The sequence below is a fragment of the Promicromonospora sp. Marseille-Q5078 genome (genome assembly GCF_050315395.1).
In the GTDB taxonomy this organism is placed as follows: Bacteria; Actinomycetota; Actinomycetes; order Actinomycetales; family Cellulomonadaceae; genus Isoptericola.
The window spans coordinates 213657-239679 of sequence record NZ_JBNPQG010000001.1 but is presented as its reverse complement, the minus strand read 5'-3'; the positions used below and the strand labels follow the sequence as shown (position 1 = coordinate 239679).

Below are 26023 nucleotides of genomic sequence, written 5' to 3'. Positions count from 1 at the left end.
CGGGAGGTGAGCGTGGCAGTCGTCATCGGGCTCGCGGCGGGGCTGGCCTGCGGCCTGCTCTCGGGCCGGGCCGGCCGGCTCTGGGGCACCGTGCTGGCGGTCGCGCCCGTGGCGGCGTGGTTCGTCGCCCTCGCGTCCGCCTCACGGGGCGGCCTCTCGAACATCGAGGCGGAATGGCTGGCGCTCGGGATGCTCGGCATCCTCCTCGGGCTGTTCCGGGGTCAGCGGCTCGCGACGCGATGATCAGGCTGGTCGCGCACCGCGCCGGGTGGGCGGACGAGTTCCGCGAGGAGTCCGCGCGGCTCCGCGAGGCACTCGGTGTCCACGTCACGGAGCTGGAGCACATCGGCAGCACGGCCGTGCCGGGGCTGGTCGCGAAGCCGATCCTCGACCTCGCCGCCCGCGCGGCCCCCGGCGTCGACCCGTTCGGCCTGGTGGACGACGTCGCGCCGCTCGGGTACGGGCGGATCCGGCGCGGGCCGACGAACCACGGCGTCTACGTGCGGGCGACGGACGGCGAGCGCACCCACATCCTGCACGTCTTCGCCGCCGACGGCTGGGAGACCTGCCCCCAGCGGCTGTTCCGCGACAAGCTGCGGCACGACGCGACCGCGCGGCGCCGGTACGGGGACCTGAAGACCCGGCTCGCGGCCACCGTCACCGACGGCCGCGACTACACGGCGGCGAAGCGTGACCTCGTCGAGGTACTGCTGAACGAGGAGCGCGCGGCGCGCGGCCTGCCGCCGACGACGGCCTGGGACAAGTAGCCCAGGCCGCCGCCTGCTCGGAACCGCTCAGACCGCCGCGCGGTCCGCCTGCTCGACGGCCGCGACCTGCTGCTGCACGTCGCGCACGCGGGCGACGTCGAGCTTCTCGGTGCGGTCGAAGCGGTAGACGCCGTTCTGCTCCTGGAACACGTCGGTGAGCTGCGTGTAGCAGTAGCCGAACATCAGCGGGTCGCCGAGCAGCACCTCGGTGAGGCCGCGGAACCGGGAGTGGAACTCCTCCTCGTCGGCCACGCGCTGGCCGTAGCCCCAGGACTCGGCGGTGTCGTTCCCGGCGGCGGCCGCGGCGGCCTCCGGGTTCCACCAGATGCCGCCGTACTCGGAGACGAAGTACGGCTGCCCCCGGTACGGCAGGGACATGGCGGCGCCGTCGTCGCGCCGGTTCTCCCACGGCCGCCCGTCGGCGAGCCCCGCCATGTCGCGCGCGAACGCCGCCGGGTCCTGCTCGTAGCTGTGCGAGTCCCAGACGTCGGTCTCGAGCACGCGGTGCGCGTACCCGCTGGCGTCGATGACCGGCCGCGACGGGTCGGCGAGCTTGGTCGCGAGGAACATGCCGCGCGTGACGTCGTCGAGCACGGTCATCCGGTCGTGCAGGTTCTGGTGCGTCTCGTTGAGCGGGCACCACCCGACGATCGACGGGTGCGAGTGGTCGCGCTCGAGCACCTCGAGCCACTGCGTGGTGAACGACGCGGTGGGCTGCTGGTTGTGCCCGACGGTGCCCTGACCGCTGACGCCCCAGTCGCCGAACTCGCCCCACACCAGGTAGCCGAGCCGGTCGGCGTGGAACAGGAAGCGCTCCTCGAACACCTTCTGGTGCAGGCGGGCACCGTTGAAGCCAGCCTCCAGGCCGAGCTCGATGTCGCGCACGAGGGCGGCGTCCGTCGGCGCGGTCATCAGCGACTCGGGCCAGTAGCCCTGGTCGAGCACGAGGCGCTGGAACACGGCGCGCCCGTTGATCGTCACGGCACGGCCGTCGATCGCCACGGACCGCAGCCCGGCGTAGGAGTCGACGGCGTCCACGAGCTCGCCGGCGGCGTCGTGCAGCTCCACCCGCAGGCCGTACAGGTGCGGGTCGGCCGGCGCCCACAGGCGCACGCGGTCCTCGGGGACGACGACGCGCAGCGACGGCGCGAGGTCGACGTCGGCGCGCGCGCCGGCCGTGGCGACCACGCCGTGGGCGTCGGTGAGCGTCGCGGTGACCGTGTGGCCGGCGCGGTTCGCGGACAGGGGCAGCACGACGTCGAACGCGCTGCTCGCGACGTGCGGCGTCACGCGGGGCCGGCGCAGGTGGACGCCCGGCACCGGCTCCATCCACACCGTCTGCCAGATACCGGTGGTGCGCGTGTACTGGCAGTGCGTGCTGTCGTACCAGGTGGCCTGCTTGCCGCGGGCCTGGCGGGCGTCGCGCGGGTCGCGGGCGCGGACCACCACGGTCACGGTGTCGCCCGGCGCGGCGACGCCGAACAGGTCGGCGGTGAACGGCGAGAAGCCGCCGCGGTGGCGCACCACCTCCGTGCCGTCCACCCACACCGTCGCGTCGTGGTCCACCGCGCCGAAGTGCAGCAGCACGTGCGTGTCGTCGGCGACGGCGGCCCAGTCGGCGGGGATCGTCACCTCGCGGCGGTACCAGACCGCCTCGAGGAAGTCGGTGTTCTCCACCCCCGAGAGCTCGGACTCCGGGGCGAACGGCACGGTGATCGTGCCCGTCAGCTCCCGCTCGCGCAGGCCGCGCTCCAGGCCCGAGTCGCCGGCGTCGACCTCGAAGCCCCACGGTCCGTTGAGGTTCAGCCAGCGGTCGCGCACCACCTGCGGTCGCGGGTACTCCGGCCGCGGCGGCGCGCCGGCCTCGCCGGTGGGGGCGCTCGGCGGGTCGAGATGGGTGAGGTGGTGCTGCTGTGCCATGGCGGCTGCTCCGTCGCGGTCGGCGTGGTCGTCGGTCCGGGGTGATTCAACATCGAATCGACTCAGAAGCGCAACGTTGTACCACGGGGAGACCTGCTCAGACGGGCGGGCGGGAGCTCTCCCGGACCAGCAGCCGGTGGGGCACGACGACGTCCTCGGGGGCTCCCCCGGTGCGCTCCACCTGCGCCACCAGACGCCCGACGGCGGCCTCGGCCACGCCACGCACGTCCGGCGCGACGGTGGTCAGGCCGGGGTTGGCGTAGCGGCCGTCCTCGGTGTTGTCCCACCCCACCACGCCGACGTCCTCCGGCACCCGGACGCCGTTGGCCCGCAGCACGTGCATGGCCCCGAGCGCGAGCAGGTCGTTGCCGCACACCAGGCCGTCGATCTCCCCCACGCGGGGCAGCACGTCCTCGACGGCACGGGCCCCGGACCGCCGGCTGTAGTCCGCCACCGGCAGCAGCCACGGAGCGCGCACCTCGAGCCCCGCGGCGCGCACCTCCTCGACGAAGCCGCGCTGGCGCGGGGCCCCGGAACGCTCCGGCACCTCAGGCTCCGCGCCCAGGAACGCCAGCCTCCGCCGCCCGGTGCCGAGCAGGTGGCGGGTGGCCTCGCGCGCGGCGGCGACGTTGTCGATGCTCACGTGATCCGTGGTCAGGGCCCCGCCGGAGCTCCACGGCCGCTCCCCCAGCAGCACCATCGGCGTCGCGCCGCGCAGCGCGTCGACGTCGCCCAGGCTGAGGTCGAGCGGGCTGAAGACGATGCCGTCGATGAGGCGCACGTCGAAGCCGCGCGCCACCATCCGCTCGGCGTCCCCGTGCCCCCGCGTCTCGTCGATGAGCACGCGGTACCCGCGGGACGCCGCCACCTCGATCGTCTCGTGGGCGAGCGTCGAGAAGTACGGCGAGTCGATCTGCGGCACCGACAGCGCGAGGATCCCCGTGCGCCCCTGGCGCAGCTGGCGGCCGGCCAGGCTGGGCCGGTACCCGAGGTCCGCGATGACCTTCTCGACCCGTTCCCGGGTCGCGGCGCCGACCCGGCCCGTGCCGTTGACAACGTTCGAGACCGTCTTCCAGGAGACCCCGGCGGCCGCGGCCACGTCCTTCACGCCCGGCGGCTTGCCCGCCACGGCGGCCTGTCGCGACCCCGTCGTCACGTCCTCGTCCACTTGTCCTCCTTCGCCGCGCCGCCCCTTGACGACCGGCGCCTCGGTAGTCCATCGTGATCTAACGTTAGAGCGCAACGTTGCACCACCTTGTCGACGATGACGCTGTGTCGACGACGACCCAGAAGGACGAGCACGTGACTGTGATCGGTGAATCGGCCCCGGCGGCACCTCCCGCCGCGCCCACCCGTGCCGACGGCGCACGACGCCCGAAGTCCCGCAAGCGTGATGTGGGTGCGGGGTTCGCGTTCCTGTCGCCGTGGTTGGTGGGTTTCGTGGTGTTGACGGCGTTCCCGATGGTGGCGTCGTTGTATCTGGCGTTCACGGACTATGACTTGTTCCGGCCGCCGTCGTGGGTGGGGTGGGAGAACTTCACGAAGTTGTTCGAGGACCCGAGGTTCTGGACGTCGGCGAAGGTCACGGCGATCTATGTGCTGGTCGGCACGCCGATCAAGCTGGCTGCGGCGCTGGGTGTGGCGATGGTGCTGAACATGAAGCACCGGGGTCAGGGCGCGTACCGGTCGATCTTCTACGCCCCGTCGCTGATCGGCGCTTCGGTGTCGATCGCGATCGTGTGGAAGGCGATGTTCATCGACGACGGCATCGTGGACCGCATCCAGCAGCTGTTCGGTGCCCCGGCCGGGGGGTGGGTGGGTGACCCGTCCAAGACGATGCCGATGTTCGTGCTGCTCGCGGTGTGGACGTTCGGCGCCCCGATGGTGATCTTCCTGGCCGGGCTGAAGCAGATCCCGACCGAGCTGTACGAGGCGGCCGCGGTCGACGGTGCGGGCCCGGTGCGCAAGTTCTGGCGGATCACGATCCCGATGCTGTCCCCGGTGCTGTTCTTCAACCTGCTGCTGGAGACGATCGGCGCGTTCCAGGTGTTCGGGTCGGCGTTCATCATCTCCGGCGGCACCGGCGGGCCGGCGGACTCGACCCTGTTCTACACGCTGTACCTGTACATCAAGGGCTTCGCCCAGTTCGACATGGGGTACGCCTCGGCCATGGCCTGGGTCCTGGTGATCGTGGTCGGTGTCATCACCACGATCCTGTTCAAGACGTCCAACGCCTGGGTCCACTACTCCGGAGACAACCGATGAGCACCCAGACGAGCACCCAGACCCTTGCCCACCCCTCGTCCGTGCACCCGGCGGGTCGCACGATCGATTCCTCGCTGCGGCAGGCCGCCCGGCGGCGGCGGACCGGACGCTCGGTCGGGTTCCACGCGTTCATGGTGATCTGCACGATCGTGGTGCTGTACCCGGCGGCGTGGATGCTGATGAGCTCGTTCAAGCCGTCCAACGAGATCATCGGGAACATCAGCCTGTGGTCGGACAACTTCTCGGCCGCGAACTTCGCGACCGCGCTGTCCGGGATCGGCGGGGTCGGGTTCTGGACCTTCTTCGGCAACTCCATGATCCTGGCCGTCGCCTCGGTCGTCGGGGTGGTGCTGTCCTCCACGGTCAGCGCCTACGCGTTCGCCCGGATCGACTTCCCCGGCCGCGGCCTGTTCTTCGCGATCATGATCGGCACCCTGCTGCTGCCGTTCCACGTCGTGATCATCCCGCAATACATCATGTTCAACGAGCTCGGCCTGGTGAACACGTTCATCCCGCTGCTCGCGCCGAAGTTCCTCGCCGGCGAGGCGTTCTTCGTCTTCCTCATGGTCCAGTTCATGCGCAACCTGCCCCGCGAGCTCGACGAAGCAGCACGCATCGACGGCGCCGGCCACGCACGCATCTTCGGCTCGATCATGCTCCCGCTGATGCGCCCCGCCATCATCACCAGCTCGATCTTCGCGTTCATCTGGTCCTGGAACGACTTCCTCGGCCCCCTGCTCTACCTCAAGAAGCCCGACATGTACCCCCTGCCCATCGCGCTACGCCTGTATGTCGACCAGACATCCGTGTCCGACTACGGCGCCCAGATGGCCATGGCCGTCCTCGCCCTGCTGCCCGTGATGATCTTCTTCATCCTGTTCCAGCGCTACATCGTCGACGGCGTCGCCACCCAAGGCCTCAAGGGCTGACGTCCACCCTCAGGCAGCGGCGGGGAACGAGCCCCGCCCGACGAGCCCCGCACGGTCGCGGGACGGAGGAACCATGAAGCTGGCACGAGTCACCGGAGCGGTCGCCGCCCTGGCCATCACCGTCGGTCTCACGTCGGCCTGCGGCAACGGCGGCGGGAGCGACGGTCCCGCCGCCCCGGTCGCCACGGACGAGGACATCACGCTGACGTTCGCGTGGTGGGGCAACGACGACCGCGCACAGCGGTACGAGAAGTCCATCGACCTCTTCGAGAAGAAGTACCCGAACATCACCGTCCAGACCCAGTTCCAGTCCTTCGACGACTACTGGGCGGCGCGGTCCACGGAGGCGGCGGGCAGCGCGCTCCCCGACGTGATCCAGATGGGCGTGCCCTACGTGCGGCAGTACGGGGCGACGGGGCAGCTCGCGGAGCTGGACGACCAGGACGGCGTGAACCTCGACGTCGACGGGATCGACGAGTCGGCGATGAGCGCCGGCCAGGTGGACGGCGCGACCTACGCGCTCCCGGTCAGCCTCAACACGCAGTCGATCATCTACAACGCGAAGCTCCTCGACGAGCTCGGCATGGAGCCCCCGGCCGAGGGCTACACGTGGGACGACCTGGTGGCCTGGTTCTCCGACGTCGCCGATGCGGGCGCCGACCACGACCCGCGGGTGTACCCGATCGGCGACATGACGGGGCACTACCAGTGGTTCCAGCAGTGGCTGGTGCAGCAGGGCAAGGCGCCCTTCACGGAGGACGGCCAGATCGCCTTCACCAAGGAGGACGTGCAGGCCTGGGCCGACCTGTGGGCCCCGTTGCGTGAGAAGAAGGCGTTCTTCTCCGCCCAGCGCGCCGCGCAGCTCGAGCCCAAGACCGGCATCAACTCCCGGGAGGTCGTGGCCGAGGCCAACTGGGACACCCTGATGCCGAACTACGTGGCCGAGCTCGGCAGCGACGACCTCGAGCTCCTGCCCATCCCCACGGGCGACGACGGCAAGAAGATGTACTGGCACTCCGGCGTCATGCTCTCGGCGTCGGCCAGCTCCTCGCACCCGGACGCCGCGGCGGCATTCATCGACTTCCTGACCAACGACCCGCAGGTCGGCGAGATCTTCGGCACCACGAAGGGTGTCCCGGCCACGCAGGCCCAGAAGGACGCCATGACGGTGGAGGACGGCTCCCCGGACGACCGCCTCCTCGACTACGAGAGCTCGGTCACCGACGAGATCACCGAGGACGCCCCCGTCCCGGTCGAGGGCGACGGAGAGATGGAGGGCGAGATGTCGCGTCTCGCCGAGGAGATGCAGTACGGCAACCTCACCGAGGCCCAGTTCGTGGACCAGTGGTTCGCCTTCGCGCAGGACGCGGTCTCCGAGAGCTGACGGGCCGGACGATGGACGACGCAGCACACCAGGGAGGTCCCACGACCGTGCACACGCCCCACATCATCTACATGCACACGCACGACACCGGACGGATGGTGAGCCCGTACGGCCACGCCGTGCCCACCCCGCGCCTGCAGGCCTTCGCCGAGGAGGGCGTGGTCTTCCGCAACGCGTTCTCGGCCGCGCCGACCTGCTCACCGAGCCGCGCCGCGCTGCTCACCGGGCAGGCGCCGCACAGCGCCGGCATGCTCGGGCTCGCGCACCGGGGGTTCAGGCTCGAGGACTACTCCCAGCACCTCGTGCACACGCTCGGGCGCCACGGCTACACCACCGCGATGGTCGGCGTGCAGCACGTGGCGCCGGGCCCGGACGAGGGCTCCGTGATCGGGTACTCCGAGCAGCTCGAGGCGTCCGGCACCCGCGCACACGCCATCGTCCCGGCCGCCGCGGAGTACCTCCGCCGCGACCACGAGCGACCGTTCTTCCTCTCCGTGGGGTTCATGGAGACGCACACGATGCCGGGCGAGGGGTCGACGTTCGGCTATCCGCCGGAGGACAGCCGCTACCTCGCTCCCCCGCCGACGATGCCCGACAACGCGACGACGCGGGGCGACATGGCCGACTTCGCCGCCTCCGCGCGCGTGATGGACGCGGGCATGGGCGAGATCCTCGACGTGCTGGAGGAGCGGGGCCTGGCGGACGACACGCTCGTGATCATCACGACCGACCACGGGGTCGCGCTCCCGGGGATGAAGGGCACGCTGTCGGACCTCGGCACCGGGGTCATGCTGATGATGCGCGGCCCGGCGGGCTTCCGCGGGGGCAGGGTCTGCGACGCGCTGATCTCGCAGATCGACCTCTTCCCCACGCTGTGCGACGTGATCGGCGCGGACGTGCCGCCCTGGGTGCAGGGCCGGTCGTTCCTGCCGGTGCTCGACGGCGAGACCGAGGTGAACGACGTCGTCTTCTCCGAGGTCACGTTCCACGTCTCCTACGAACCGAAGCGCGCGGTGCGCACCCGGCGGTGGAAGTACGTCAAGCGGTTCACCGACCGTCAGCGGCCCGTTCTCCCGAACGTGGACGACAGCCCGAGCAAGGACTACTGGGTGCGGTCCGGGTGGCAGTCCGAGCACGTGGACACCGAGGAGCTCTACGACGTGGTCTTCGACCCGGCCGAGGGGCGGAACCTCGCCGGCAGCCCGAGCCACGCCGGCGTCCTGGACGAGCTCCGCGAGCGGCTGCACGAGTGGATGCGGTCGACCGGCGACCCGCTCCTGGACGGCCCCGTCGACGCGCCCGCGGGCTTCCCGCACGTCGACGTCGACCTGGTCTCGAAGCCCGTCGCCGGATGACGGCACCCAGCACGAAAGACCACGCCGGGGCCGACGACAGACGTCGCCCCACGAGACCCGCGCAGTCGCGGGACGGAGGAACCATGAAGTTCGCACGAGTCACCGGCGCCATCGCCGCCCTGGCCGTCACCGTCGGCCTGACCGCCGCCTGCGGCAACGGCGGCGGGAGCGCGGGTCCCGCGGCACCGGTCGCCACGGACGAGGACATCACGCTGACCTTCGCGTGGTGGGGCAACGACGACCGCGCGGAGCGGTACGAGAAGTCCATCGACCTCTTCGAGAAGAAGTACCCGAACATCACGGTGCAGACCCAGTTCCAGTCGTGGGACGACTACTGGACGGCGCGGTCGACGGAGGCGGCGGGCAGCGCGCTCCCCGACGTCGTCCAGATGGACGCCGGCTACGTGCGGCAGTACGGGGCGACCGGCCAGCTCGGTGAGCTCGACGGCCAGGAGGGCGTGAACCTCGACGTCGACGGGATCGACGACTCCGCGCTGGCCTCCGGCCAGGTGGACGGCAAGCAGTTCGCGGTGCCCGTCAGCCTCAACACGCAGTCGATCATCTACAACACCAAGCTCCTCAAGCAGCTCGGCATGGAGCCGCCGGCCGAGGGCTACACCTGGGACGACCTGGTGACCTGGTTCTCCGACGTCGCGAAGGCCGGCGCCGAGCAGGACCCGCAGGTGTACCCGATCGGCGACATGACCGGCAACAACCCCTGGTTCCTCCAGTGGCTGGTGCAGCAGGGCAAGGCCCCGTTCACCGACGACGGCCAGATCGCCTTCACCAAGGAGGACGTGCAGGCCTGGGCCGACCTGTGGGCCCCGCTGCGCGAGCAGCAGGCGTTCTTCCCGGCCAAGCGCGCCGCGCAGCTCGAGCCCAAGACCGGCCTGAACTCCAGCGAGGTCGTGGCCGAGGCCAACTGGGACACCCTGATGCCCAACTACGTGGCCGAGCTCGGCAGCGACGACCTGGAGCTCCTGCCCGTCCCGACCGGCGACGACGGCAAGAAGATGTACTGGCACTCCGGCGTCATGCTCTCCACCTCCGCGAGCTCCTCGCACCCGGACGCCGCGGCCGCGTTCGTGGACTTCATGGCCAACGACCCGCAGGTCGGCGAGATCTTCGGCACCAGCAAGGGCGTTCCCGCCACGGACGCCCAGAAGGACGCCATGAAGGTGAAGGACGGCTCGCCCGACGACCGTCTCCTGAAGTACGAGGACGCCAGCTCCGACGACATCACCGAGCCCGCCCCCGTCCCGGTCGAGGGCTACGGCGAGATCGAGGCGGAGATGGCCCGCCTCTCCGAGGAGATGCAGTACGGCAACATCAGCGACACCCAGTTCGTGGACCAGTGGTTCGCCTACGTGCAGGACACCGTCAAGGCGCAGTGACCCGGTCGTCGACCTGCTGGTCGAGCCTGTCGAGACCAGGTCTCGACAGGCTCGACCAGCGGGGTTTCGACAGGCTCAGCCAGCAGCCGCGAGCAGCTCGAGCTGGGCGAGGGTCAGCGGCCCGTCGCCGGCGGCGTCGGTGACGACCAGCCGCAGGAACGCGTACGCGCCCGGGCGGGCGACGGAGAACGGCCGCGTCTGGCGGGCCCAGCGGAACGCCTCGCCCTGCCGCTCGTCGAGCGTCGTCCACACCACGCCGCCGTCGGCCGCCGGACCGTCCGTCCCCACGGTGCCGTCCGACCCCTCCAGCCGCCAGGCCGCCGGGGCCGCGCCGTCGGGCCCCGAGGTCAGGGTGTACCGCAGCACCTCGGGCGCCTCCCCCGCCGCCGCAGCCCACGTGACGACCGGCGCGCGGGTGGCGAACGCGACCGCCGTCGCGGACGTGTCGTCCACGAGACCGGCGCCGTCCGACGTCGCGCCGCCCTCGTCGACCCGAACCGCGCCGCGGCCGGTGACGTCGACCAGCGGGGCGGGCGGGGCGTCGCCCGAGGTCAGCGAGGGCGGCGCGGCGTCCGGGCCGGTGCCCCACGCCGACGGCTCGGGGCCCATGACGAGCTCGACGACGGCGCCGCCCACCAGGTCGTCGTGCGCCAACCAGGCCGCGGTGCGGGGCTCGCCGTCGACGGCGAGGGACTGAACGTAGACGTTCTCCAGGGAGTTGCCCACGGTCCGGACCACCAGGTCGCCGTCGGGCCGGTGGACGGTCACCTCGTCGAACAGCGGCGACCCGACCGCGTACCGCGGGGAGCCGACCTGCAGCGGGTAGAGGCCGAGCGCGGCGAAGAGCCACCACGCCGACATCTCGCCGTTGTCCTCGTCGCCCGGGTATCCCTGGCCGATCTCGCTGCCGACGAACAGCCGGCGCAGCGCCTCGCGCAGGATCCGCTGCGCCTTCCACGGCGCGCCGACCGCGCCGTACAGCCACGGCACGTGGTGCGACGGCTGGTTGCTCACGCCCCACATGCCCAGCCGCACGTCGCGCGCCTCGGTCATCTCGTGGATGACCTGGCCGTACCCGCCCACGCGGGTGCCGTCCTCGGGCCGCGTGAAGAACTCGTCGAGCCGCGCCTCGAGGCCGGCCGGCCCGCCGTACAGGTTCGCCAGGCCGCGCGGGTCGTGCGGGGCGTGGAAGGCGAAGTTCCAGGCGTTGGTCTCGGTGAAGGGGCCGCCCCAGTCGTCCGGGTCGAAGTCCCGGGCGGGCGGCGTGAACGCGCCGTCCGCGCGCCGCGCCCGGAAGAAGCCGACCTCCGGGTCGAACAGCGCGCCGTACTGGGTGGCGCGGTCCAGCAGGTAGGCCGACTCCTCGCGCAGGGCCGCGCGGCGGTCGTCGGGCGTGGCCGGGTCGTCCGCGAGCGCCGCCGCCATCGTGCCGATGCCGAAGTCGTTGAGGCAGCCCTCGAGCCCCCACGACACCGACTCGTCGGTGGTGGCGGGCGTGAAGCCGCCGAACGCGGACGTCTCCAGCCCCTTGCGCCCGACGGCGTCGTGCGGCGGCGCGACGGTGGCGTTCCGGAGGGCGGCGTCGTAGGCGTCGAGCGCGAGGTCGGTGGGCAGGGCGCCCTTGAGGTAGGCGTCGGCGAACGCGACGTCGGAGCTGGTGCCCGTCATGAGGTCGGCGTACCCGGGCGACGACCAGCGGGAGATCCAGCCGCCGTCGCGGTACTGCTGCACGAACCCGTCGGCGAGCTCGGCGGTGAGCCCGGGGTGGAGCAGCGTGAGCGCGGGCCAGGCGGTGCGGTAGGTGTCCCAGAACCCGTGGTTGACCGTCATCCGGCCGTCGACGACGGCGGCCCCGGTGGTGGTGTCGGTGCTGGGGCCGACGGGCGGCGCGACGGGGCTGGCGTACCGGTGCACGGGCTCCTCGACGGTGCCCGCGTTCTCGGTGTGCGAGGTCGGGTAGAGGTGCAGCCGGTAGAGGTTGGAGTAGAGCGTGACGCGCTGGTCGTCGGTGGCGCCCGCCACCTCGACGACGCCGAGGCGCTCCTGCCAGAGCGCCCGCGCGGCCTGCTGGACCTCGGCGAACGTCCGCCCGGCGAGCTCCTGGTCGAGGGCGCGGCGCGCCTGGTCGAGGCTCAGGTACGACGTCGCGAGCCGGAGCTCCACGGCACCGCCGGAAGCGCCGCCGGAGACGTCGAAGCTCGCGTACCGCGCGTGCTGCCGGTCTCCCGCGGCGGTGCCCACCGCCGTCGGCGCCCGGTCGAACGTGCCCGCCACGAACATGCGGGAGCGGCCCACGGACAGCGGGCTGCCGTCGTCGACCCAGCCCGTGACCGTGCCGTCGGGCTCGACCGTCAGGAGCGCCGCCCCGGCCGCGGTGGTGACGGTGTCGAGGAGCACGTGCGCGGTGCCGTCCGCGGGGTCGGGGAAGCCGAACCGCAGCACCCCGCCGTGGTCGGTGGGCGTGGCCGCGAGGGTGGTGCCGTCCGCGAAGGTCACGGCGTAGAGGTCCGGCCGCGCCGTCTCGTCGGCGTGGTCGAAGGGCAGGCCGCGGGCCGCGAGGTCGGCCGTCGGCGTGCCGCGCCCGGTGGCCGGCTGCACGACGAGCTGGTTGCGGTCCCCCATCCACGGGCTGGGCTGGTGGGAGATGCCGAACCCCTGCAGCACGGGCCGGTTCCGGGCGTCGTTGGCGCGGTGGTACTCGTACAGCCAGCGCTGCGAGGCGGCGTCGGTCATCGGCACCCAGAGGGTGAAGCCGTTCGGCACCGCGGTGGCGGGGGCGTTGTTGCCCCGCGAGAACTGCCCGCTCGACATGGTGCCGCGGCGCGTGTCGACGAGGTCGACGAGGGCGTCGCCGCCCGCGCCGGGCGCGTCGGCCGGCTCGGCCGTGAGCGCGACGTCGTCGAGCCAGCCGGAGAACCCGGCGTCGGCCATGTCCTCGGGCGGGTCGCAGCGCAGCAGGATCGCGTCCACCGTGCGGCCCTCGGCCACCGCCCCGACGTCCACCCGCACGGAGTTCCACTGGTCGGGGTAGAGGATCTTGCCCTCGCCCTGGGCGCGCGCCGCGGCGCCGGTGCCGTGCGCGTCGGTGGCCGGGAGGTCGGAGAGGAACGTGCCGTCGGTGAACGCGAGGTCCAGGGCGACGTAGGTGGACGGGTACCGCAGGTCGCCGCGCAGGTCGGGCAGCACGACGTAGCTCAGGCGGGTGCGCGGCCCGACCGGGACGCCCAGGCCGTCGAACAGCACGTGCGTGACCGGACCCGCGTGCTCGCGCGCGCCCGCGAACCCCAGCGCGTGCAGGCCCGTGAACCCGGCGCGCGCCTTGTGGGTGGCGCCCTGCGCGGGCCCTTGGCCCACGCGCACCTCCAGCGGCGCGCGGCGCGGGGACCGCTGGGGGCCCGGCTCGCCGGGCTCGAACGAGGTCGCGAACGAGGTGCGGTGCGTCATGGCTTCTCCAGTGGGTCGCCGACGCCGGTCGAGCCTGTCGAGACCATGCTGGCTCTCGACAGGCTCGACCGGCGCGGCGGGGTCGTGCGTGGTCAGTCGGCGTCCTTCTCGAAGGCGGCGGGGCGCACCTGCACCTCGCGCACCCGGTCGACGTCGAGCTTCTCGGAGCGGTCGAAGCGGTAGATGCCGTTCTGCTCCTGGAACACGTCGGTGAGCTGCGTGTAGCAGTACCCGAACATCAGCGGGTCGTCGAGCAGGGCGTCCGTGAGACCGGCGAAGCGGGCGTGGAACTCCTCCTCGTCCGCCACGCGCTGGCCGTAGCCCCACGACTCGGTCCGGTCGTCGCCGGCCGCGTCCGCGGCCTCCTCCGGGTTCCACCAGATGCCGCCGTACTCGCTGCAGAAGTAGGGCTGGCCGCGGTACGGCAGCGAGATCGCGCCGTTGGCGTTGGTGTTGCCCCACGGCTCGTCGGTGGCCAGGCCCGCCATGTCGCGCGCGAACGCCGCCGGGTCCTGCTCGTAGTGGTGCGAGTCCCACACGTCGGTCTCGAGCACGCGGTGCGAGTACCCGCTGGCGTCGAGCACGGGGCGCGTCGGGTCCGCGACCTTCGTGGCGAGGAACATGCTGCGGGTCACGTCGTCGAGCTGGGTGATCCGGTCGTGCAGGTCCTGGTGGGTCTCGTTGAGCGGGCACCACCCGATGATCGACGGGTGGGAGACGTCCCGCTCGAGTGCCTCCAGCCACTCCGCGACGAACGACGTCGTGGGCCGCTGGTGGTCCTTCGAGGTGCCGAAGCCGCCGGCGCCCCAGTCGCCGAACTCGCCCCACACGAGGTAGCCGAGGCGGTCGGCGTGGAACAGGAAGCGCTCCTCGAAGACCTTCTGGTGCAGGCGGGCGCCGTTGAACCCGGCGTGGAGGGACAGCTCGATGTCGCGCAGGAGGGCCGCGTCGCTCGGCGCGGTCATGAGCGACTCGGGCCAGTAGCCCTGGTCGAGCACGAGGCGCTGGAACACGGGCTCGCCGTTGATCCGGATCGCCTTGCCCTCGATCGCCACGGACCGCAGGCCGGCGTACGAGCGCACGGAGTCCACCACGGCACCGGCGGCGTCGTGCAGCTCGACCTCGACGCCGTACAGGTGCGGGTCCTGGGTGGACCAGGGGCGCACGCGGTCGGCGGGGATCACGACGCGCACCGAGGGCGCCAGGTCGAGGTCCGCGGGGGTCGACTCGGTGGCCACGACGCCGTCGGCGTCGGTCACCGTCACGACGACGCGGTGGCCGCGGCGGTTCTGCGTGAGCGGCGCGCGCACGTCGAGCGCACGGCCGCCGAGGTCGGGGGTGATGCGCGGGCGCCGCAGGCTCGCGCCGGGCACCGGCTCCATCCACACCGTCTGCCAGATGCCGGTGGTGCGCGTGTAGTGGCAGTCGTGGTTGCCGTACAGGCCGGACTGCTTGCCGCGCGCCTGCGGGATGTCGCGGTGGTCGCGGGCCCGGACGACGACGGTCACCGTGTCGCCCGGCTCGGCGACGCCGAACAGGTCGGCGGTGAACGGTGTGAAGCCGCCGCGGTGGCGCACCACCTCGGTGCCGTTCACCCACACGGTGGTGTCGTGGTCGACGGCGGCGAAGTGCAGCAGCACGTGCGTGTCGTCGGCGACGTCGGACCAGTCGGCGGGGATCGTCACCTCGCGGCGGTACCAGACCGCCTCGAGGAAGTCGGTGTTCTCGACCCCGGAGAGCTCGGACTCCGGGGCGAACGGCACGGTGATCGTGCCGGTGAGGGGGCGCTCGCGCAGGCCGCGCTCCAGGCCGGAGTCCCCGGCGTCGACCTCGAACTCCCAGGAGCCGTTGAGGTTCAGCCAGCGGTCGCGCACCACCTGCGGGCGCGGGTACTCCGGCCGCGGGACGGCAGCGCCGGTCGGCGCCGACGGAGGGTCGAGGCGGTCGAGAAAGGTCATCGGGGTGCTCCGTTGCATGGACGACAGTGCCGCGGATGATTCAACCTAACCCGGCGCGAGAATGCAACGTTGAATCAGCCCGTGGACCCGATTCACCCCGTCACGGCGGCCGCTCGGCTGCTCTCGCGCACCAGGAGGCGGTGCGGCACGACGACGTCCACGTCCCCGGTCTGCCCGTCGTCGGAACGCCGCTCCACCTGCGCGATCACCCGGTCGACCGCCGTCTCCGCGATGGACTGCAGGTCCGGCGCGACGGTGGTCAGCGACGGGTTGGAGAACCGCCCGTCCTCGGTGTTGTCCCACCCCGTCACGGCGACGTCCTCCGGCACCCGCACCCCGTTGAGGCGCAGCGCGTGCAGCGCCCCGAGGGCGAGCTCGTCGTTGGCGCACACCAGCCCGTCGACCTGGTCGATCCGCGGCAGCACCTCCTCGACGGCGGCCACCCCGGCCTGGCGCGAGAACTGCGGGACGGGGAGGATCCAGCGCGGGTCGGCCTCGAGCCCCTGCGCCGCGTGCGCCTCGCGGAACCCCTGCAGCCGCAGGGCCCCGGACCGGTCCTCGACCGGCTCGGCGCCCACGAACGCGAGGTGCTGCCGGCCCGTCGCGAGCAGGTGCTCCGTCACGTCGCGCGCAGCCCGGACGTTGTCGATGCTCACGTGGTCGGTGCTCCAGCGCCGGTCGTGCCCCGGGTCGTCGCGCTCCCCGAGCAGCACCATCGGCGTGGCGCCCCGCACCTCCGCGATCTCGGCGGGCCCGATCGCGAGCGGGGAGAAGATGATCCCGTCGATCGCGTGCACCTCGAAACCCCGCGCGACCTGCAGCTCCGTGTCCCGGTCGGTGCGCGTCTCCTCGATGAGCACCCGGTAGCCCCGGGCCCCCGCGACCTCGATGACGATGTGCGCGAGCAGCGAGAAGTACGGCGAGTGCACCCACGGGACGGCGAGCGCGAGCGTGTTCGTGCGCCCCCGGCGCAGCTGCCGGCCCGCCAGGTTCGGCCGGTAGCCCAGCTCCGCGATCTTCTCCTCGACGCGGGCCCGGGTGGCGTCGCCGACGCGACCCGTGCCGTTCACCACGTTGGACACGGTCTTCCAGGACACCCCCGCCGCGATCGCGACGTCCTTGATCCCGACCCGCCCGCTGCGCCTGTTCCTCGGCGCGGGCGCCGCCGGCGCCCCCTCGCCGACCGAGGCCGACCGGCCCTTCTCCTGCTCCGCCGCCATCCACCCGTCCTTCCGTCGTCCACCCCGGCCCCGTTGCCGCCGGCACCATCTCTTGACGGCCCGCGACCGCTAGTCCATCGTGGTCCCACGTTGGAGCGCAACGTTGCACTCAGGAGGGGTCGATGAAGACCAGTCACCGCATTTCCCGGGGTTCGTCAGGGTCGTGGCCGAGCCGCGCCCCGGCCCGGTACCCGCGCCGTGCCGGCGGCACCCCGGAGGACGTCCCCCGGATGAGTCGACGGGGCCTGCTCCAGGCGGCCCTCGTCGGGGCCGGCGGCATCGCCCTCGGCGGGGCGCTGTCCGGGTGCGGGACGCCCGCGGCGTCGGGATCGGGCCGGACCTCGGTCATGGTCTGGGACCTCTTCTCGGGCGGCGACGGCGCGCTCATGCAGACGATGGTCGGCGCCGTGGCGAAGGCCAACCCCGACATCGGCGTCGAATCGACGACGCTCGCCTGGGGCGCGCCGTACTACACGAAGCTGGCGATGGCGTCGTCCGGCGGCCGCCCCCCGGAGGCCGCGGTGATGCACATGTCGCGCCTCGCCGGGTACGCGCCCGGCGGCCTGCTGGAGCCGTTCGACCTGGACGCCCTCGCCGACCTCGGCGTCACGCAGGACGACTTCGCCCCCGCGGTGTGGGAGAAGGCCCAGTACGACGGCCAGCTGTACGCGCTGCCGCTGGACACCCACCCGTACATCGCGTTCAACAACCCGGAGATCGCCGGCAAGGCGGGCCTGCTGGACGCCGGCGGCAAGCTCGCCGTCGCGCCCGGTGCGGACGCCTTCCTCGACGCCGGCCGCGCGATGGCCGAGGTCACGGGCGAGACGGGCGTCTCGTGGGGCTACCTGCGCGACACCGCCGGCTGCTGGCGGATGTTCTGGGGCCTGTACAACCAGAACGGCGGCGGCTACGACCTCACCCCGGGCAAGCCGGCCGAGATCGACGAGCAGGCGGCGACGGAGGTCTTCGAGTTCCTCCAGGCCATGGTCGACGGCAAGGTCGCGGCGAAGAACCAGGACGGCGGCGCCGCCTCCGGGCGGTTCATGTCGAAGCGCACCGGGCTGATGTTCTCCGGCGAGTGGGACCTCCCGATGTTCCAGGGCGCCCTCCCCGACGTCGGCGCCACGCCCTTCCCGGCGATCTTCGACCAGCCGGCCAACTACGCCGACTCGCACTCGTTCGTCCTGCCCAGGCAGGCGCACGCGGACCCCGAGAAGCGCGAGGCGACGTACCGCGTGCTGGCCGGCCTCCTCAAGGAGGGCCTCACCTGGGCCTCCGCCGGGCACATCCCGGCGTACCAGCCCGTGGTGAAGACCCCCGAGTACCAGGAGCTCACGCCGCAGCGCGACTACGCGCCCGCGGCCGAGATCGCCGTCTTCGACCCCGACGCCTGGTTCACCGGCGGCGGCAGCGACTTCCAGACGCGCATGGGCGACGCCATGACCGACACCCTGTCCGGCAAGGCGTCCCCCCAGACCGCCGTCGACCGCATGCTCAGCGAGATGAACCGCTTCCTCTCGCAGCCCAGCCCCGCCTGATCGAGAGAGGACGACGATGACCGCCTCGAGCACGTCACTCAGCGCCCCCGTCACGCGCCTCCCCCGGCGCGGCGCGGGCACCCGTTCCGGAGCGACCCCCGCCGTGCGCAGCTCGCTGCGCGCGCAGGACAAGTCCGGGTACCTGTTCGTCGCCCCGTTCGCGGTGGCGACCGGGCTGTTCCTCCTGTGGCCGACCATCTACGGCCTGTGGATGAGCTTCACCGACCAGAGCCTCACCGCCACGGGGAGCTCCTTCATCGGCATCGACAACTACGTCGAGGCCTTCAGCGACCCGCAGGTGTGGCAGACGCTCCTGCACACGGTGTGGTTCACGGTGCTCAGCACCGTGCCCCTCATCGTCGTCGCGCTCGTCATGGCCCTGCTGGTGCACACCGGCCTGCCCGGCCAGTGGGTGTGGCGGATGTCGTTCTTCGCGCCGTTCCTGCTGACCAGCGCCGTCGTGTCGTCGCTCGCGAGCTGGCTGTTCCAGCCCGAGATCGGCCTGCTCGACGTGTGGCTCGCCAAGCTCGGCCTCGGGCCGGTCGGATGGCTCACCGACGAGAACGTGGCGATGTTCTCCATCGCCCTGGTCACCGTGTGGTGGACCGTCGGGTTCAACTTCCTGCTCTACCTGGCGGCCCTGCAGGGCATCCCGCAGCAGCAGTACGAGGCGGCGACGATCGACGGCGCCGGCGGCTGGCGGCGGCTGTTCTCCATCACGCTGCCGCAGATGAAGACCATCACCGGCGTCATCGTCGTGCTGCAGCTGCTCGCCTCCCTCAAGGTCTTCGACCAGATCTACCTGCTCACCGCGGGCGGCCCGAACGGCAGCACGCGCCCCATCCTCGAGTACGTCTACGACACGGGCTTCACGAACTACCGCCTCGGGTACGCCTCGGCGATCTCGTACGTGTTCTTCGCCCTGATCCTCGTGTTCACGCTGGTGCGGCTGCTGCCGACGAAGAAGGAGGCCTGACGTGTCCGTCGCCGAGATGGTCGCCGTCCGCCGGTCGACCGCGCAGCAGAACCGCGCCGAGAACCGCACGCTCACCAAGCTGACGATCGGCCCGTCCCCGTGGGTGCGCGCCGCCGCGCTCGCCGCGCTCGTCGTCATGGCGCTGCTGTGGCTGCTGCCCCTCGCCTGGGGCGCCGTCACCAGCTTCAAGCACGAGGCCGAGGCCGCGCTGCCGGCGTCGTGGTGGCCCAGCCAGGGCTGGACCCTGGACGCCTACCGGCAGGTGCTGGGCAACAGCGAGCTGCTGGGCTGGATGTGGAACAGCTTCGTCGTCGCCATCCTCGTGACGGCGCTGACGGTGCTGATCTCCGCGATGGCCGCGTTCGCGTTCTCGCAGACCGTGTTCAAGGGCCGCGGCCTGCTGCAGTTCCTCACCGTCGCGTCGATCATGATGCCCGGGCAGATCCTCATCGTGCCGCTGTTCAAGCAGATGCAGGCCATGGGGCTGGTCGACACGTTCGCCGGCATCGTGCTGCCGCAGGTGGTGGCGCCGGTGATGGTGTTCATCCTCAAGCGGTTCTTCGACGCCATCCCCGCCGAGCTGCTCGACGCGGCGCGCATCGACGGGGCGGGCACGTGGCGGCTCTTCTGGACGATCGTGATCCCGCTGTCGAGGTCGATCCTCGTGGCCGTGGCGATCTTCGTGTTCATCGGCGCGTGGAACAACTTCCTGTGGCCGTTCATCGTCACCACCGACCCGCAGTTCATGACGCTGCCGGTAGGCCTGTCCACGGTGAAGAACGCCTACGGCGTCCAGTACGCCCAGAACATGGCGTCGGCGATGATCGCGGCGCTCCCCCTGCTCGTGGTGTTCATGATCTTCCAGCGCCGCATCGTTCAGGGCGTGGCCACGACAGGCATGGGCGGCCAGTAGCAGGGACGATCGGGGCATGTCCGGCCCCACCGCCCCCGCCACGCCGCACCCCACGGAACGACCGACGCAGCGACCCCACGTCGCCGCGCTGATCGAGGACCGGTGGTGCGCCGTGGCGGGGGCGTTCCTGCGTCGGCGCGGGTGGGTGCCCCGTCTGAGTCCCTCCACGGGGTACGGCACCCCGCGGGCCGTGCGGGTGCTGGCGCGCGTGGTGCTGGTGCCGCCCGCCCACGCCGCCGGCCCGCTCTCCCCGGCCGCCGAGCGGCGGGGGCTGCGGAACTACGTCTCCCTCCCCGCGCCGCTGGAGCCGGTGCGCGTCGCCGTGGGCGACGCCGTCGTCGACGTCGAGACGGACCGCGCGGGGTACGTGGACGTCGAGGTGCCCCTCCCCGAGGCCTCTCCCCTGCGGCCCGGGCGGCACGTCGCGATCCTGACGTCCACCCGCACCGGCGCCCAGGCCTCCGCCGCCGTGGTGGTCGTCGGGGACGGCACGACCTTCGGCGTCGTGAGCGACATCGACGACACGACGATGATCACGGCCGTGCCGCGCCCGTTCGTCGCGGCGTGGAACACGTTCGTCCGGCGCGGCAGCGCCCGGCGGCCCGTGCCCGGCATGCCGGAGCTGTACCGGCGGATCGCGGCCGAGCACCCGGACGCGCCGTTCGTCTACCTCTCCAACGGCGCGTGGAACACGGCCGGGACGCTCAGCGGGTTCCTCGACCGGTACGGCTTCCCGCCCGGGCCGCTGCTGCTCACCGACTGGGGGCCCACGCAGACCGGCTGGTTCCGCAGCGGCCCGCAGCACAAGAGCGACAGCCTCGACCGGCTCGCGACCAGGTACCCCCGGGTGCGCTGGCTGCTCCTGGGCGACGCCGGCCAGCAGGACGAGGACGTCTACGTGCGCGCGTCCGCGCGCTGGCCCGGCAGGGTGGCGGCGATCGCCATCCGGCACGTCGCCCGCGCCCGCCCCCGCCCGGCGCGCGGCAGGCCGGCCCCGCGCGCCCCGCTGGTGCACGGCGCCGACGGGACGGAGCTCGGCGCCCGCCTGGCGAGCGTGCTCCCCGGGGTCGCGGCGTGACGGCCGCCGGGCCGGACGATCAGCGCTGGACCGGCACGAACCCCGACTCGTAGGCGCGCACCACGGCCTGGGTGCGGTCGCGCACCTGCAGCTTGGCGAGCACGTTGCCCACGTGGGTGCGCACGGTCTCGACGCCGAGGTAGAGCTCCCCGGCGATCTCGGCGTTGGACATCCCGGCCGCGACGAGCCGCAGCACCTCGGCCTCCCGCTCGGTGAGGCCGGCCGGCCGGAGGGCGTCGCCCGCCGCCGTGTCGGGGCCGTGGGCGGCCACGAGCCGTCGCACCGCGTCCGGGAACAGCAGCGAGTCGCCGCGGGCCACGAGCCGCACCGCGTGCACCACCTCCTCCGGGCGGGCCCGCTTCAGCAGGAACCCCTGCGCGCCCGCGCGCAGCGCGTCGAGCACGTGGTCGTCGTTCTCGAACGTCGTGAGCACGAGGACGCGCGGCGCCGGGCCGCCCGGCCGCGCCGCCCCGACGACCGCCCGCGTCGCCGCGATGCCGTCCACCCGCGGCATCCGCACGTCCATGAGCACCACGTCCGGCCGGGCCTCCGCGACGGCCCGCGGCACCTCCGACCCGTCCGCCGCCTCCCCCACGACCCGCAGGTCCGGCTCGGCCTCGAGGATCACGCGCAGGCCCGCGCGCACCAGCGGCTCGTCGTCGACGAGGACGACGCGCACGGCACCGTCGGGGGCGTCCGGGGGGAGGGTCACGCCGTCGATCCTGCCGCATCGCCCGGACGGCGGCTCACGGTGCGCGGCGGCTCAGCGGAACCCGAGGAAGTGTCGCTCCCAGAAGTCGCCGAGGGTCATGGTCGCCAGCTCCCGCCCGAGGCGCTCGATCCCGCCCGTCCGGAGCACCGTGCCGCGGCGGGCGACGGCCCAGGTGCGGCCGTCGCGCAGGTCGAGGGTCAGCCGGGTCCCGCCCCAGCGTCCTCTGCGCAGCCGCGCTCGGACCACCTGGTGGGCGGGCAAGTCGGCCTCCGGCGGCCACAGGGTGCACACGTCGTCCCGCTGGTCGTGGTCCTCCTCGGCGATGCACGAGGCGCAGGCGCGCACGACGGCGATCGCGACCGCGTGCAGGCGCCGCTCGTGCCCGCACGCCGCGCACTCCCCGCCGAAGACCTCGTCCACGGCGCGATCATCCGCGGGGCTCGGCCCCACGGTCGAGCGGAAACCGCGCCCGCACCTCCCAGCGTCCGTCGCGCGGCCCGGCGTCGAGCTCGCCCCGCAGCAGCCGCACGCGCTCGGCCATGCCGCGCAGCCCACGGCCGCCCCTCCCGCCGGTCGAGCCTGTCGAAACCCGGATCTCGCGAGGCTCGGCTGCCGGGACCACCGTGTTCGTGACCAGGACGTCGAGGACGTGGCCGGCGTCGTCGAACGCCAGGTGCACGTCCACCGGGTGCCCCGGCGCGTGCCGGACGGCGTTGGTGAGCGCCTCCTGGACCACGCGGTACGCCCCGTGCGACGTCGCGCGCGGCAGCCCGGCAGTGGCGCCCGCGGCGACGTCGAGGTGCACGTCCGCGCCGGCGTGCCGGGCGTCCTCGACGAGCGCGGGCAGATCGCCGAGCGACCTGGCGGACGCCAGGCTCTCGGCCCGCGGCGCGTCGTCGCCCGCGCGCAGCAGCCCGAGCACGTGGTCGAGGTCCGCCATCGCCGACCGGCCGGCCTCCTCGATCGCGGACAGCGAGCGCCGCGCTGCGTCGGGGTCGACGTCGACCTGCCGGGCGGCGGCCGCCGCCTGCAGCGTCGTGACGGTCAGGGCGTGCCCCACGGAGTCGTGCAGCTCGCGGGCGAGGCGGCCGCGCTCGGCGAGCCGGTCGGCGCGCGCCTCGAGCTCCGCGATGCGGGCCGTCTGGTCGGGGCCGAGCAGCGGCACGGCGGACTGCCGCAGCAGCCGGCGCGCGAGCGTCGCCGCGTACGGGAGCGCGAGCAGCAGGAGCACCGCGAGGGTCACCCACCAGCCCGGGTGCTGCACGAGCGCGGGCACGAGATCCACGAGGAACGCCCGGTCGACGCCGAAGGCGGACAGCACCAGCTGCGTCGCGAGCGGCACCGCGACCAGCAGGCCCACGGTGACGGCGGCGCCCAGGGCGAGGTGCAGCCCGAACCAGGCTGCCCCGCGCCACCGGGTCGCGACGGTGGGCGGGCCGGCCGGGTCGGGCAGGTCGCGGGCGTCGAGGTCGAGGAACGTGCGCACCGCGGCGATCTCCAGCGCCCGCACGGGCGCGAGGAACGGCGGGGTGCCCACGATCACGGCGGTCAGCAGCGCCAGCACGCCGACCGCGGCCCGCGGCGTGGCCGGGTCGGCGAACATCTGCACGAAGCCGGCGGCGAGCGTGAAGTAGGCCCCGGCGACGACGCCCCCGATGACGAGGTAGACCCCGGCACGCACCGTGGCCGCGCTGGTCAGCGGCGCCAGCGCCCGGCGCAGCGTGCGCCGCCCGCCGTCCGCCGTCGTCCGTGCCGTCATGCTCGCCAGTGTTCCGTGCGGCACGGACCAGCGCCTCCCCCGGCCGGGGGATCCTGGACGAGCCGCTGCCTACGGCTTGCGGGCGCTCACGATCATGTGGGTGCCGAGGAACCGGCGCCGCCAGGTGACGTCGTCGAACCCGAGCCGCCACAGGATCGAGGCGACCTGCTCGGGGGACATGAAGCCGAGCGTGCTCTCCTCGAGGTACGTGTACGACGTCTTGTCGCGCGCCACGAGCTGACCGAGCAGCGGCACCACGACCTTCACCCCGAGCGTCACGGGCGCGCGCAGCAGCCCGCGCGGAGGGCAGGTCTCGAGGATCACGACGCGCCCGCCGGGCCGCAGCACGCGCAGCTGCTCGGCGAGCACCCGCTCCGCGTCCTCGACGTTGCGCAGCAGGTACCCGTGCGTGACGGCGTCGAAGGTCGCGTCGTCGTACGGCAGCGCGTTCGCGTCGGCGAACCGCCAGGTGACGGCGTCGGCGCCGGGCTTCTGCCGCGCGCCGTCGAGCATGCCCTCGGAGAAGTCGACGCCGTGCACCGTGGCGCCGGGGTACTGCCGCGCCGCCTCGAGGGCGATGACGCCGGTGCCGGTGGCGACGTCGAGCAGCGAACCGCCGGCGGGCAGCTGCGCCCGGCGCGCGACGTCGCGGCACCAGGCCGCGTGCCGGCCCAGGGTCATGAGGCGGTTCATCCGGTCGTAGTAGCCGGGGACCGTGTCGAAGAGGCGCTGCACCTCCTCGCCCTTCGATCGAGACGAGGGCGAGGGAACGGTCACGCGGCGAGCTCCTGGCCGCTCATCTTGTGGATGGAGCTCATGACGTGGTCGGTCAGCTCACGACGCACCTGGGCGGGGCGGCCACCGGTGGTGAGCTGTCGCGAGGGGTCGATCGGGGCGCCGAAGTTCACCTGGATGCCGCGCGTCGGGCGGGGCAGCCGCTTGCCGACGGGCTGCACCTTGTCGGTGCCGCGCAGGGCGACCGGGACGACGGGCGCCGAGCCGGCGAGGGCCAGCCACGCGACGCCGGTGTGACCCTGGTGCAGCTTGCCGTCGCGGGAGCGGGTGCCCTCGGGGTAGATGCCGAAGGCGCCGCCGCGCTTGAGCACGACGAGCGCGTCGTCGAGCGACCGCTGCCCGGCGCGCGGGTCCTCGCGGTCGACGGGGATGTGGCCCATCGTGGTGAAGAACCAGCGGGAGACGCGGCCCTTGACCCCGCGGCCCGTCCAGTACTCCGCCTTGGCGATGAAGGTGACGTGCCGGGGCACGACGAGCGGGATGATGATCGAGTCGATGAACGACAGGTGGTTGCTCGCCAGGATGACCGGGCCGCGCCGCGGGATGTTGTGCAGTCCCGTCACCTGGGGACGCAGGAGCACGTACACCAGGAGCGACAGGACGAGGCGCAGGAACCGGTAGGTCACCGCACCATTGTGCCCCCTGCTCCGCGCGGTCTCGCCGAGCCCGCACCGCGAGCAGATCCTCGGCGTGTTCGACTGCCTCGACACGAACAGCGGGAGAACGTCGTTCCGCACCCTCGGAAGGAGCACCACCATGGGCTACATCACCGTCGGGCAGGAGAACAGCACGGACGTCGAGCTCTACTACGAGGACCAGGGCTCCGGTCAGCCGGTCGTGCTCGTGCACGGGTACCCGCTCGACGGGCACAGCTGGGAGCTCCAGACGCGCGAGCTCCTCGCCGCCGGGTACCGGGTCGTCACCTACGACCGCCGCGGCTTCGGGGCGTCGTCCAAGGTCGGCTCGGGGTACGACTACGACACGTTCGCGCAGGACCTCGACACCGTGCTCACCACGCTCGGCCTGCGCGACGTGATCCTCGTCGGCTTCTCGATGGGCACCGGCGAACTCGCGCGGTACGTGCGCAACCACGGCCACGAGCGCGTCGCGAGGCTCGCGTTCCTCGCGTCGCTCGAGCCGTTCCTGGTGCAGCGCGACGACAACCCCGAGGGCGTGCCGCAGGCCGTCTTCGACGGGATCGTCGACGCCGCCCGCGCGGACCGCTACGCCTGGTTCACGCAGTTCTACCGGGACTTCTACAACCTGGACGAGAACCTCGGCAACCGGGTCTCCGAGGAGGTCGTGCGGGCCAACTGGAGCACCGCCGTCGGCTCGGCCCCCGTCGCCGCCTACGCCGTCGTGCCCACATGGATCGAGGACTTCCGGCCCGACGTCGAGGCCGTGCGCGCGGCCGGCAAGCCGACCCTGATCCTGCACGGCACGAAGGACAACATCCTGCCGATCGACGCGTCCGGCCGCCGCTTCCACGCGGCCGTGCCCGACGCGGAGTACGTCGAGGTCGAGGGCGCGCCCCACGGCCTGCTGTGGACGCACGCCGACGAGGTCAACGCGGCGCTGCTCGCGTTCGTCGGCCGCTGAGGCCGGCGGCGCCCGGC

Annotated in this window: 22 protein-coding genes; 12 read left to right on the top strand and 10 right to left on the bottom strand. The window is 72.8% G+C overall.

The window, feature by feature from the left end:
* Positions 1-12: 12 nt before the first annotated feature.
* Together ACQFYA_RS01075 and ACQFYA_RS01070 are read left to right on the top strand one after the other, a co-directional pair.
* Entirely contained in the window at positions 13-243 is a 231-nt protein-coding gene (locus ACQFYA_RS01075; protein ID WP_499120692.1) for a hypothetical protein, read from the top strand.
* The gene (locus tag ACQFYA_RS01070; RefSeq protein ID WP_499120690.1) at positions 240-767 is read left to right on the top strand and encodes a GrpB family protein; all 528 of its coding nucleotides are present in this window, start codon (positions 240-242) and stop codon (positions 765-767) included. Before ACQFYA_RS01075 ends, ACQFYA_RS01070 begins: the two co-directional genes overlap by 4 nt.
* Before the next feature lie 27 nt (positions 768-794).
* On the opposite strand, the gene ACQFYA_RS01065 is transcribed toward ACQFYA_RS01070, so the two are convergent.
* Both ACQFYA_RS01065 and ACQFYA_RS01060 read right to left on the bottom strand, forming a co-directional pair.
* The gene (locus ACQFYA_RS01065; RefSeq protein ID WP_499120688.1) at positions 795-2687 is read right to left on the bottom strand and encodes a glycoside hydrolase family 2 protein; all 1893 of its coding nucleotides are present in this window, start codon (positions 2685-2687) and stop codon (positions 795-797) included.
* A gap of 97 nt (positions 2688-2784) precedes the next feature.
* Positions 2785-3855 (bottom strand): LacI family DNA-binding transcriptional regulator, encoded by a 1071-nt coding sequence (locus ACQFYA_RS01060; RefSeq protein ID WP_499120686.1) that lies wholly within the window; start codon positions 3853-3855, stop codon positions 2785-2787.
* Positions 3856-3998: 143 nt separating this feature from the next.
* Here ACQFYA_RS01060 and ACQFYA_RS01055 point away from each other — a divergent pair, with 143 nt between their 5' ends.
* From ACQFYA_RS01055 to ACQFYA_RS01035, 5 genes are all read left to right on the top strand, one after another.
* Positions 3999-4952, top strand: a complete 954-nt coding sequence (locus ACQFYA_RS01055) for a carbohydrate ABC transporter permease (RefSeq protein WP_499127395.1) — start codon at positions 3999-4001, stop codon at positions 4950-4952.
* Entirely contained in the window at positions 4949-5881 is a 933-nt protein-coding gene (locus tag ACQFYA_RS01050; protein WP_499120684.1) for a carbohydrate ABC transporter permease, read from the top strand. The genes ACQFYA_RS01055 and ACQFYA_RS01050 overlap by 4 nt, the downstream gene beginning before the upstream one ends.
* 73 nt (positions 5882-5954) lie before the next feature.
* Positions 5955-7265, top strand: a complete 1311-nt coding sequence (locus ACQFYA_RS01045; RefSeq protein ID WP_499120682.1) for an ABC transporter substrate-binding protein — start codon at positions 5955-5957, stop codon at positions 7263-7265.
* Positions 7266-7312: 47 nt separating this feature from the next.
* Complete coding sequence (locus tag ACQFYA_RS01040) at positions 7313-8620, top strand: sulfatase family protein (RefSeq protein ID WP_499120681.1); 1308 nt, start codon at positions 7313-7315, stop codon at positions 8618-8620.
* An 83-nt stretch (positions 8621-8703) separates the two neighbouring features.
* The gene (locus ACQFYA_RS01035) at positions 8704-10014 is read left to right on the top strand and encodes an ABC transporter substrate-binding protein (protein WP_499120679.1); all 1311 of its coding nucleotides are present in this window, start codon (positions 8704-8706) and stop codon (positions 10012-10014) included.
* Between the two features lie 75 nt (positions 10015-10089).
* Here the strand turns inward: ACQFYA_RS01035 and ACQFYA_RS01030 are convergent, their stop codons facing one another.
* From ACQFYA_RS01030 to ACQFYA_RS01020, 3 genes are all read right to left on the bottom strand, one after another.
* Complete coding sequence (locus ACQFYA_RS01030) at positions 10090-13458, bottom strand: GH92 family glycosyl hydrolase (RefSeq protein ID WP_499120677.1); 3369 nt, start codon at positions 13456-13458, stop codon at positions 10090-10092.
* A 92-nt stretch (positions 13459-13550) separates the two neighbouring features.
* On the bottom strand, positions 13551-15416 hold the full coding sequence (locus ACQFYA_RS01025) for a glycoside hydrolase family 2 protein (protein ID WP_499120675.1): 1866 nt from the start codon (positions 15414-15416) through the stop codon (positions 13551-13553).
* Between the two features lie 92 nt (positions 15417-15508).
* A complete protein-coding gene (locus tag ACQFYA_RS01020; protein WP_499120673.1) occupies positions 15509-16636 on the bottom strand; it encodes a LacI family DNA-binding transcriptional regulator in 1128 nt (375 codons plus the stop codon).
* 230 nt (positions 16637-16866) lie between these two features.
* On the opposite strand from ACQFYA_RS01020, the gene ACQFYA_RS01015 reads away from it, so the two are divergent.
* From ACQFYA_RS01015 to ACQFYA_RS01000, 4 genes are read left to right on the top strand one after another with little or no spacing between them, the layout of a single operon-like run.
* Entirely contained in the window at positions 16867-18174 is a 1308-nt protein-coding gene (locus ACQFYA_RS01015) for an extracellular solute-binding protein (protein WP_499120671.1), read from the top strand.
* 16 nt (positions 18175-18190) lie between these two features.
* On the top strand, positions 18191-19150 hold the full coding sequence (locus ACQFYA_RS01010; RefSeq protein ID WP_499120669.1) for a carbohydrate ABC transporter permease: 960 nt from the start codon (positions 18191-18193) through the stop codon (positions 19148-19150).
* A gap of 1 nt (position 19151) precedes the next feature.
* Positions 19152-20063 (top strand): carbohydrate ABC transporter permease, encoded by a 912-nt coding sequence (locus ACQFYA_RS01005; protein WP_499120667.1) that lies wholly within the window; start codon positions 19152-19154, stop codon positions 20061-20063.
* 16 nt (positions 20064-20079) lie between these two features.
* Positions 20080-21141 carry an App1 family protein phosphatidate phosphatase gene (locus ACQFYA_RS01000; protein WP_499120665.1) on the top strand — a complete coding sequence of 354 codons (1062 nt, stop codon included), beginning with the start codon at positions 20080-20082 and terminating at the stop codon, positions 21139-21141.
* A gap of 19 nt (positions 21142-21160) precedes the next feature.
* Here the strand turns inward: ACQFYA_RS01000 and ACQFYA_RS00995 are convergent, their stop codons facing one another.
* The 5 genes from ACQFYA_RS00995 to ACQFYA_RS00975 all read right to left on the bottom strand — a co-directional run bounded on the left by ACQFYA_RS00995 (position 21161) and on the right by ACQFYA_RS00975 (position 25033).
* Complete coding sequence (locus ACQFYA_RS00995; protein WP_499120663.1) at positions 21161-21853, bottom strand: response regulator; 693 nt, start codon at positions 21851-21853, stop codon at positions 21161-21163.
* A 51-nt stretch (positions 21854-21904) separates the two neighbouring features.
* Positions 21905-22273, bottom strand: coding sequence for a hypothetical protein (locus tag ACQFYA_RS00990; RefSeq protein ID WP_499120661.1), 369 nt, complete (start codon positions 22271-22273; stop codon positions 21905-21907).
* A 7-nt stretch (positions 22274-22280) separates the two neighbouring features.
* Entirely contained in the window at positions 22281-23612 is a 1332-nt protein-coding gene (locus ACQFYA_RS00985) for a histidine kinase (RefSeq protein WP_499120659.1), read from the bottom strand.
* Positions 23613-23681: 69 nt separating this feature from the next.
* Positions 23682-24389 (bottom strand): ubiquinone/menaquinone biosynthesis methyltransferase, encoded by a 708-nt coding sequence (locus tag ACQFYA_RS00980; protein ID WP_499120658.1) that lies wholly within the window; start codon positions 24387-24389, stop codon positions 23682-23684.
* On the bottom strand, positions 24386-25033 hold the full coding sequence (locus ACQFYA_RS00975) for a lysophospholipid acyltransferase family protein (RefSeq protein WP_499120656.1): 648 nt from the start codon (positions 25031-25033) through the stop codon (positions 24386-24388). Before ACQFYA_RS00975 ends, ACQFYA_RS00980 begins: the two co-directional genes overlap by 4 nt.
* Positions 25034-25163: 130 nt before the next feature.
* Here ACQFYA_RS00975 and ACQFYA_RS00970 point away from each other — a divergent pair, with 130 nt between their 5' ends.
* Positions 25164-26006, top strand: coding sequence for an alpha/beta fold hydrolase (locus tag ACQFYA_RS00970; protein ID WP_499120654.1), 843 nt, complete (start codon positions 25164-25166; stop codon positions 26004-26006).
* Positions 26007-26023 lie beyond the last annotated feature (17 nt).

Bases quoted from the DNA above. Each gene is read 5' to 3' on its own strand.
- ACQFYA_RS01070 (WP_499120690.1), top strand. From the start codon at position 240: ATGATCAGGCTGGTCGCGCACCGCGCCGGGTGGGCGGACGAGTTCCGC.
- ACQFYA_RS01065 (WP_499120688.1), bottom strand. From the start codon at position 2,687: ATGGCACAGCAGCACCACCTCACCCATCTCGACCCGCCGAGCGCCCCC.
- ACQFYA_RS01050 (WP_499120684.1), top strand. From the start codon at position 4,949: ATGAGCACCCAGACGAGCACCCAGACCCTTGCCCACCCCTCGTCCGTG.
- ACQFYA_RS01045 (WP_499120682.1), top strand. From the start codon at position 5,955: ATGAAGCTGGCACGAGTCACCGGAGCGGTCGCCGCCCTGGCCATCACC.
- ACQFYA_RS01035 (WP_499120679.1), top strand. From the start codon at position 8,704: ATGAAGTTCGCACGAGTCACCGGCGCCATCGCCGCCCTGGCCGTCACC.
- ACQFYA_RS01030 (WP_499120677.1), bottom strand. From the start codon at position 13,458: ATGACGCACCGCACCTCGTTCGCGACCTCGTTCGAGCCCGGCGAGCCG.
- ACQFYA_RS01025 (WP_499120675.1), bottom strand. From the start codon at position 15,416: ATGACCTTTCTCGACCGCCTCGACCCTCCGTCGGCGCCGACCGGCGCT.
- ACQFYA_RS01020 (WP_499120673.1), bottom strand. From the start codon at position 16,636: ATGGCGGCGGAGCAGGAGAAGGGCCGGTCGGCCTCGGTCGGCGAGGGG.
- ACQFYA_RS01015 (WP_499120671.1), top strand. From the start codon at position 16,867: ATGAGTCGACGGGGCCTGCTCCAGGCGGCCCTCGTCGGGGCCGGCGGC.
- ACQFYA_RS01010 (WP_499120669.1), top strand. From the start codon at position 18,191: ATGACCGCCTCGAGCACGTCACTCAGCGCCCCCGTCACGCGCCTCCCC.
- ACQFYA_RS01000 (WP_499120665.1), top strand. From the start codon at position 20,080: ATGTCCGGCCCCACCGCCCCCGCCACGCCGCACCCCACGGAACGACCG.
- ACQFYA_RS00985 (WP_499120659.1), bottom strand. From the start codon at position 23,612: ATGACGGCACGGACGACGGCGGACGGCGGGCGGCGCACGCTGCGCCGG.
- ACQFYA_RS00970 (WP_499120654.1), top strand. From the start codon at position 25,164: ATGGGCTACATCACCGTCGGGCAGGAGAACAGCACGGACGTCGAGCTC.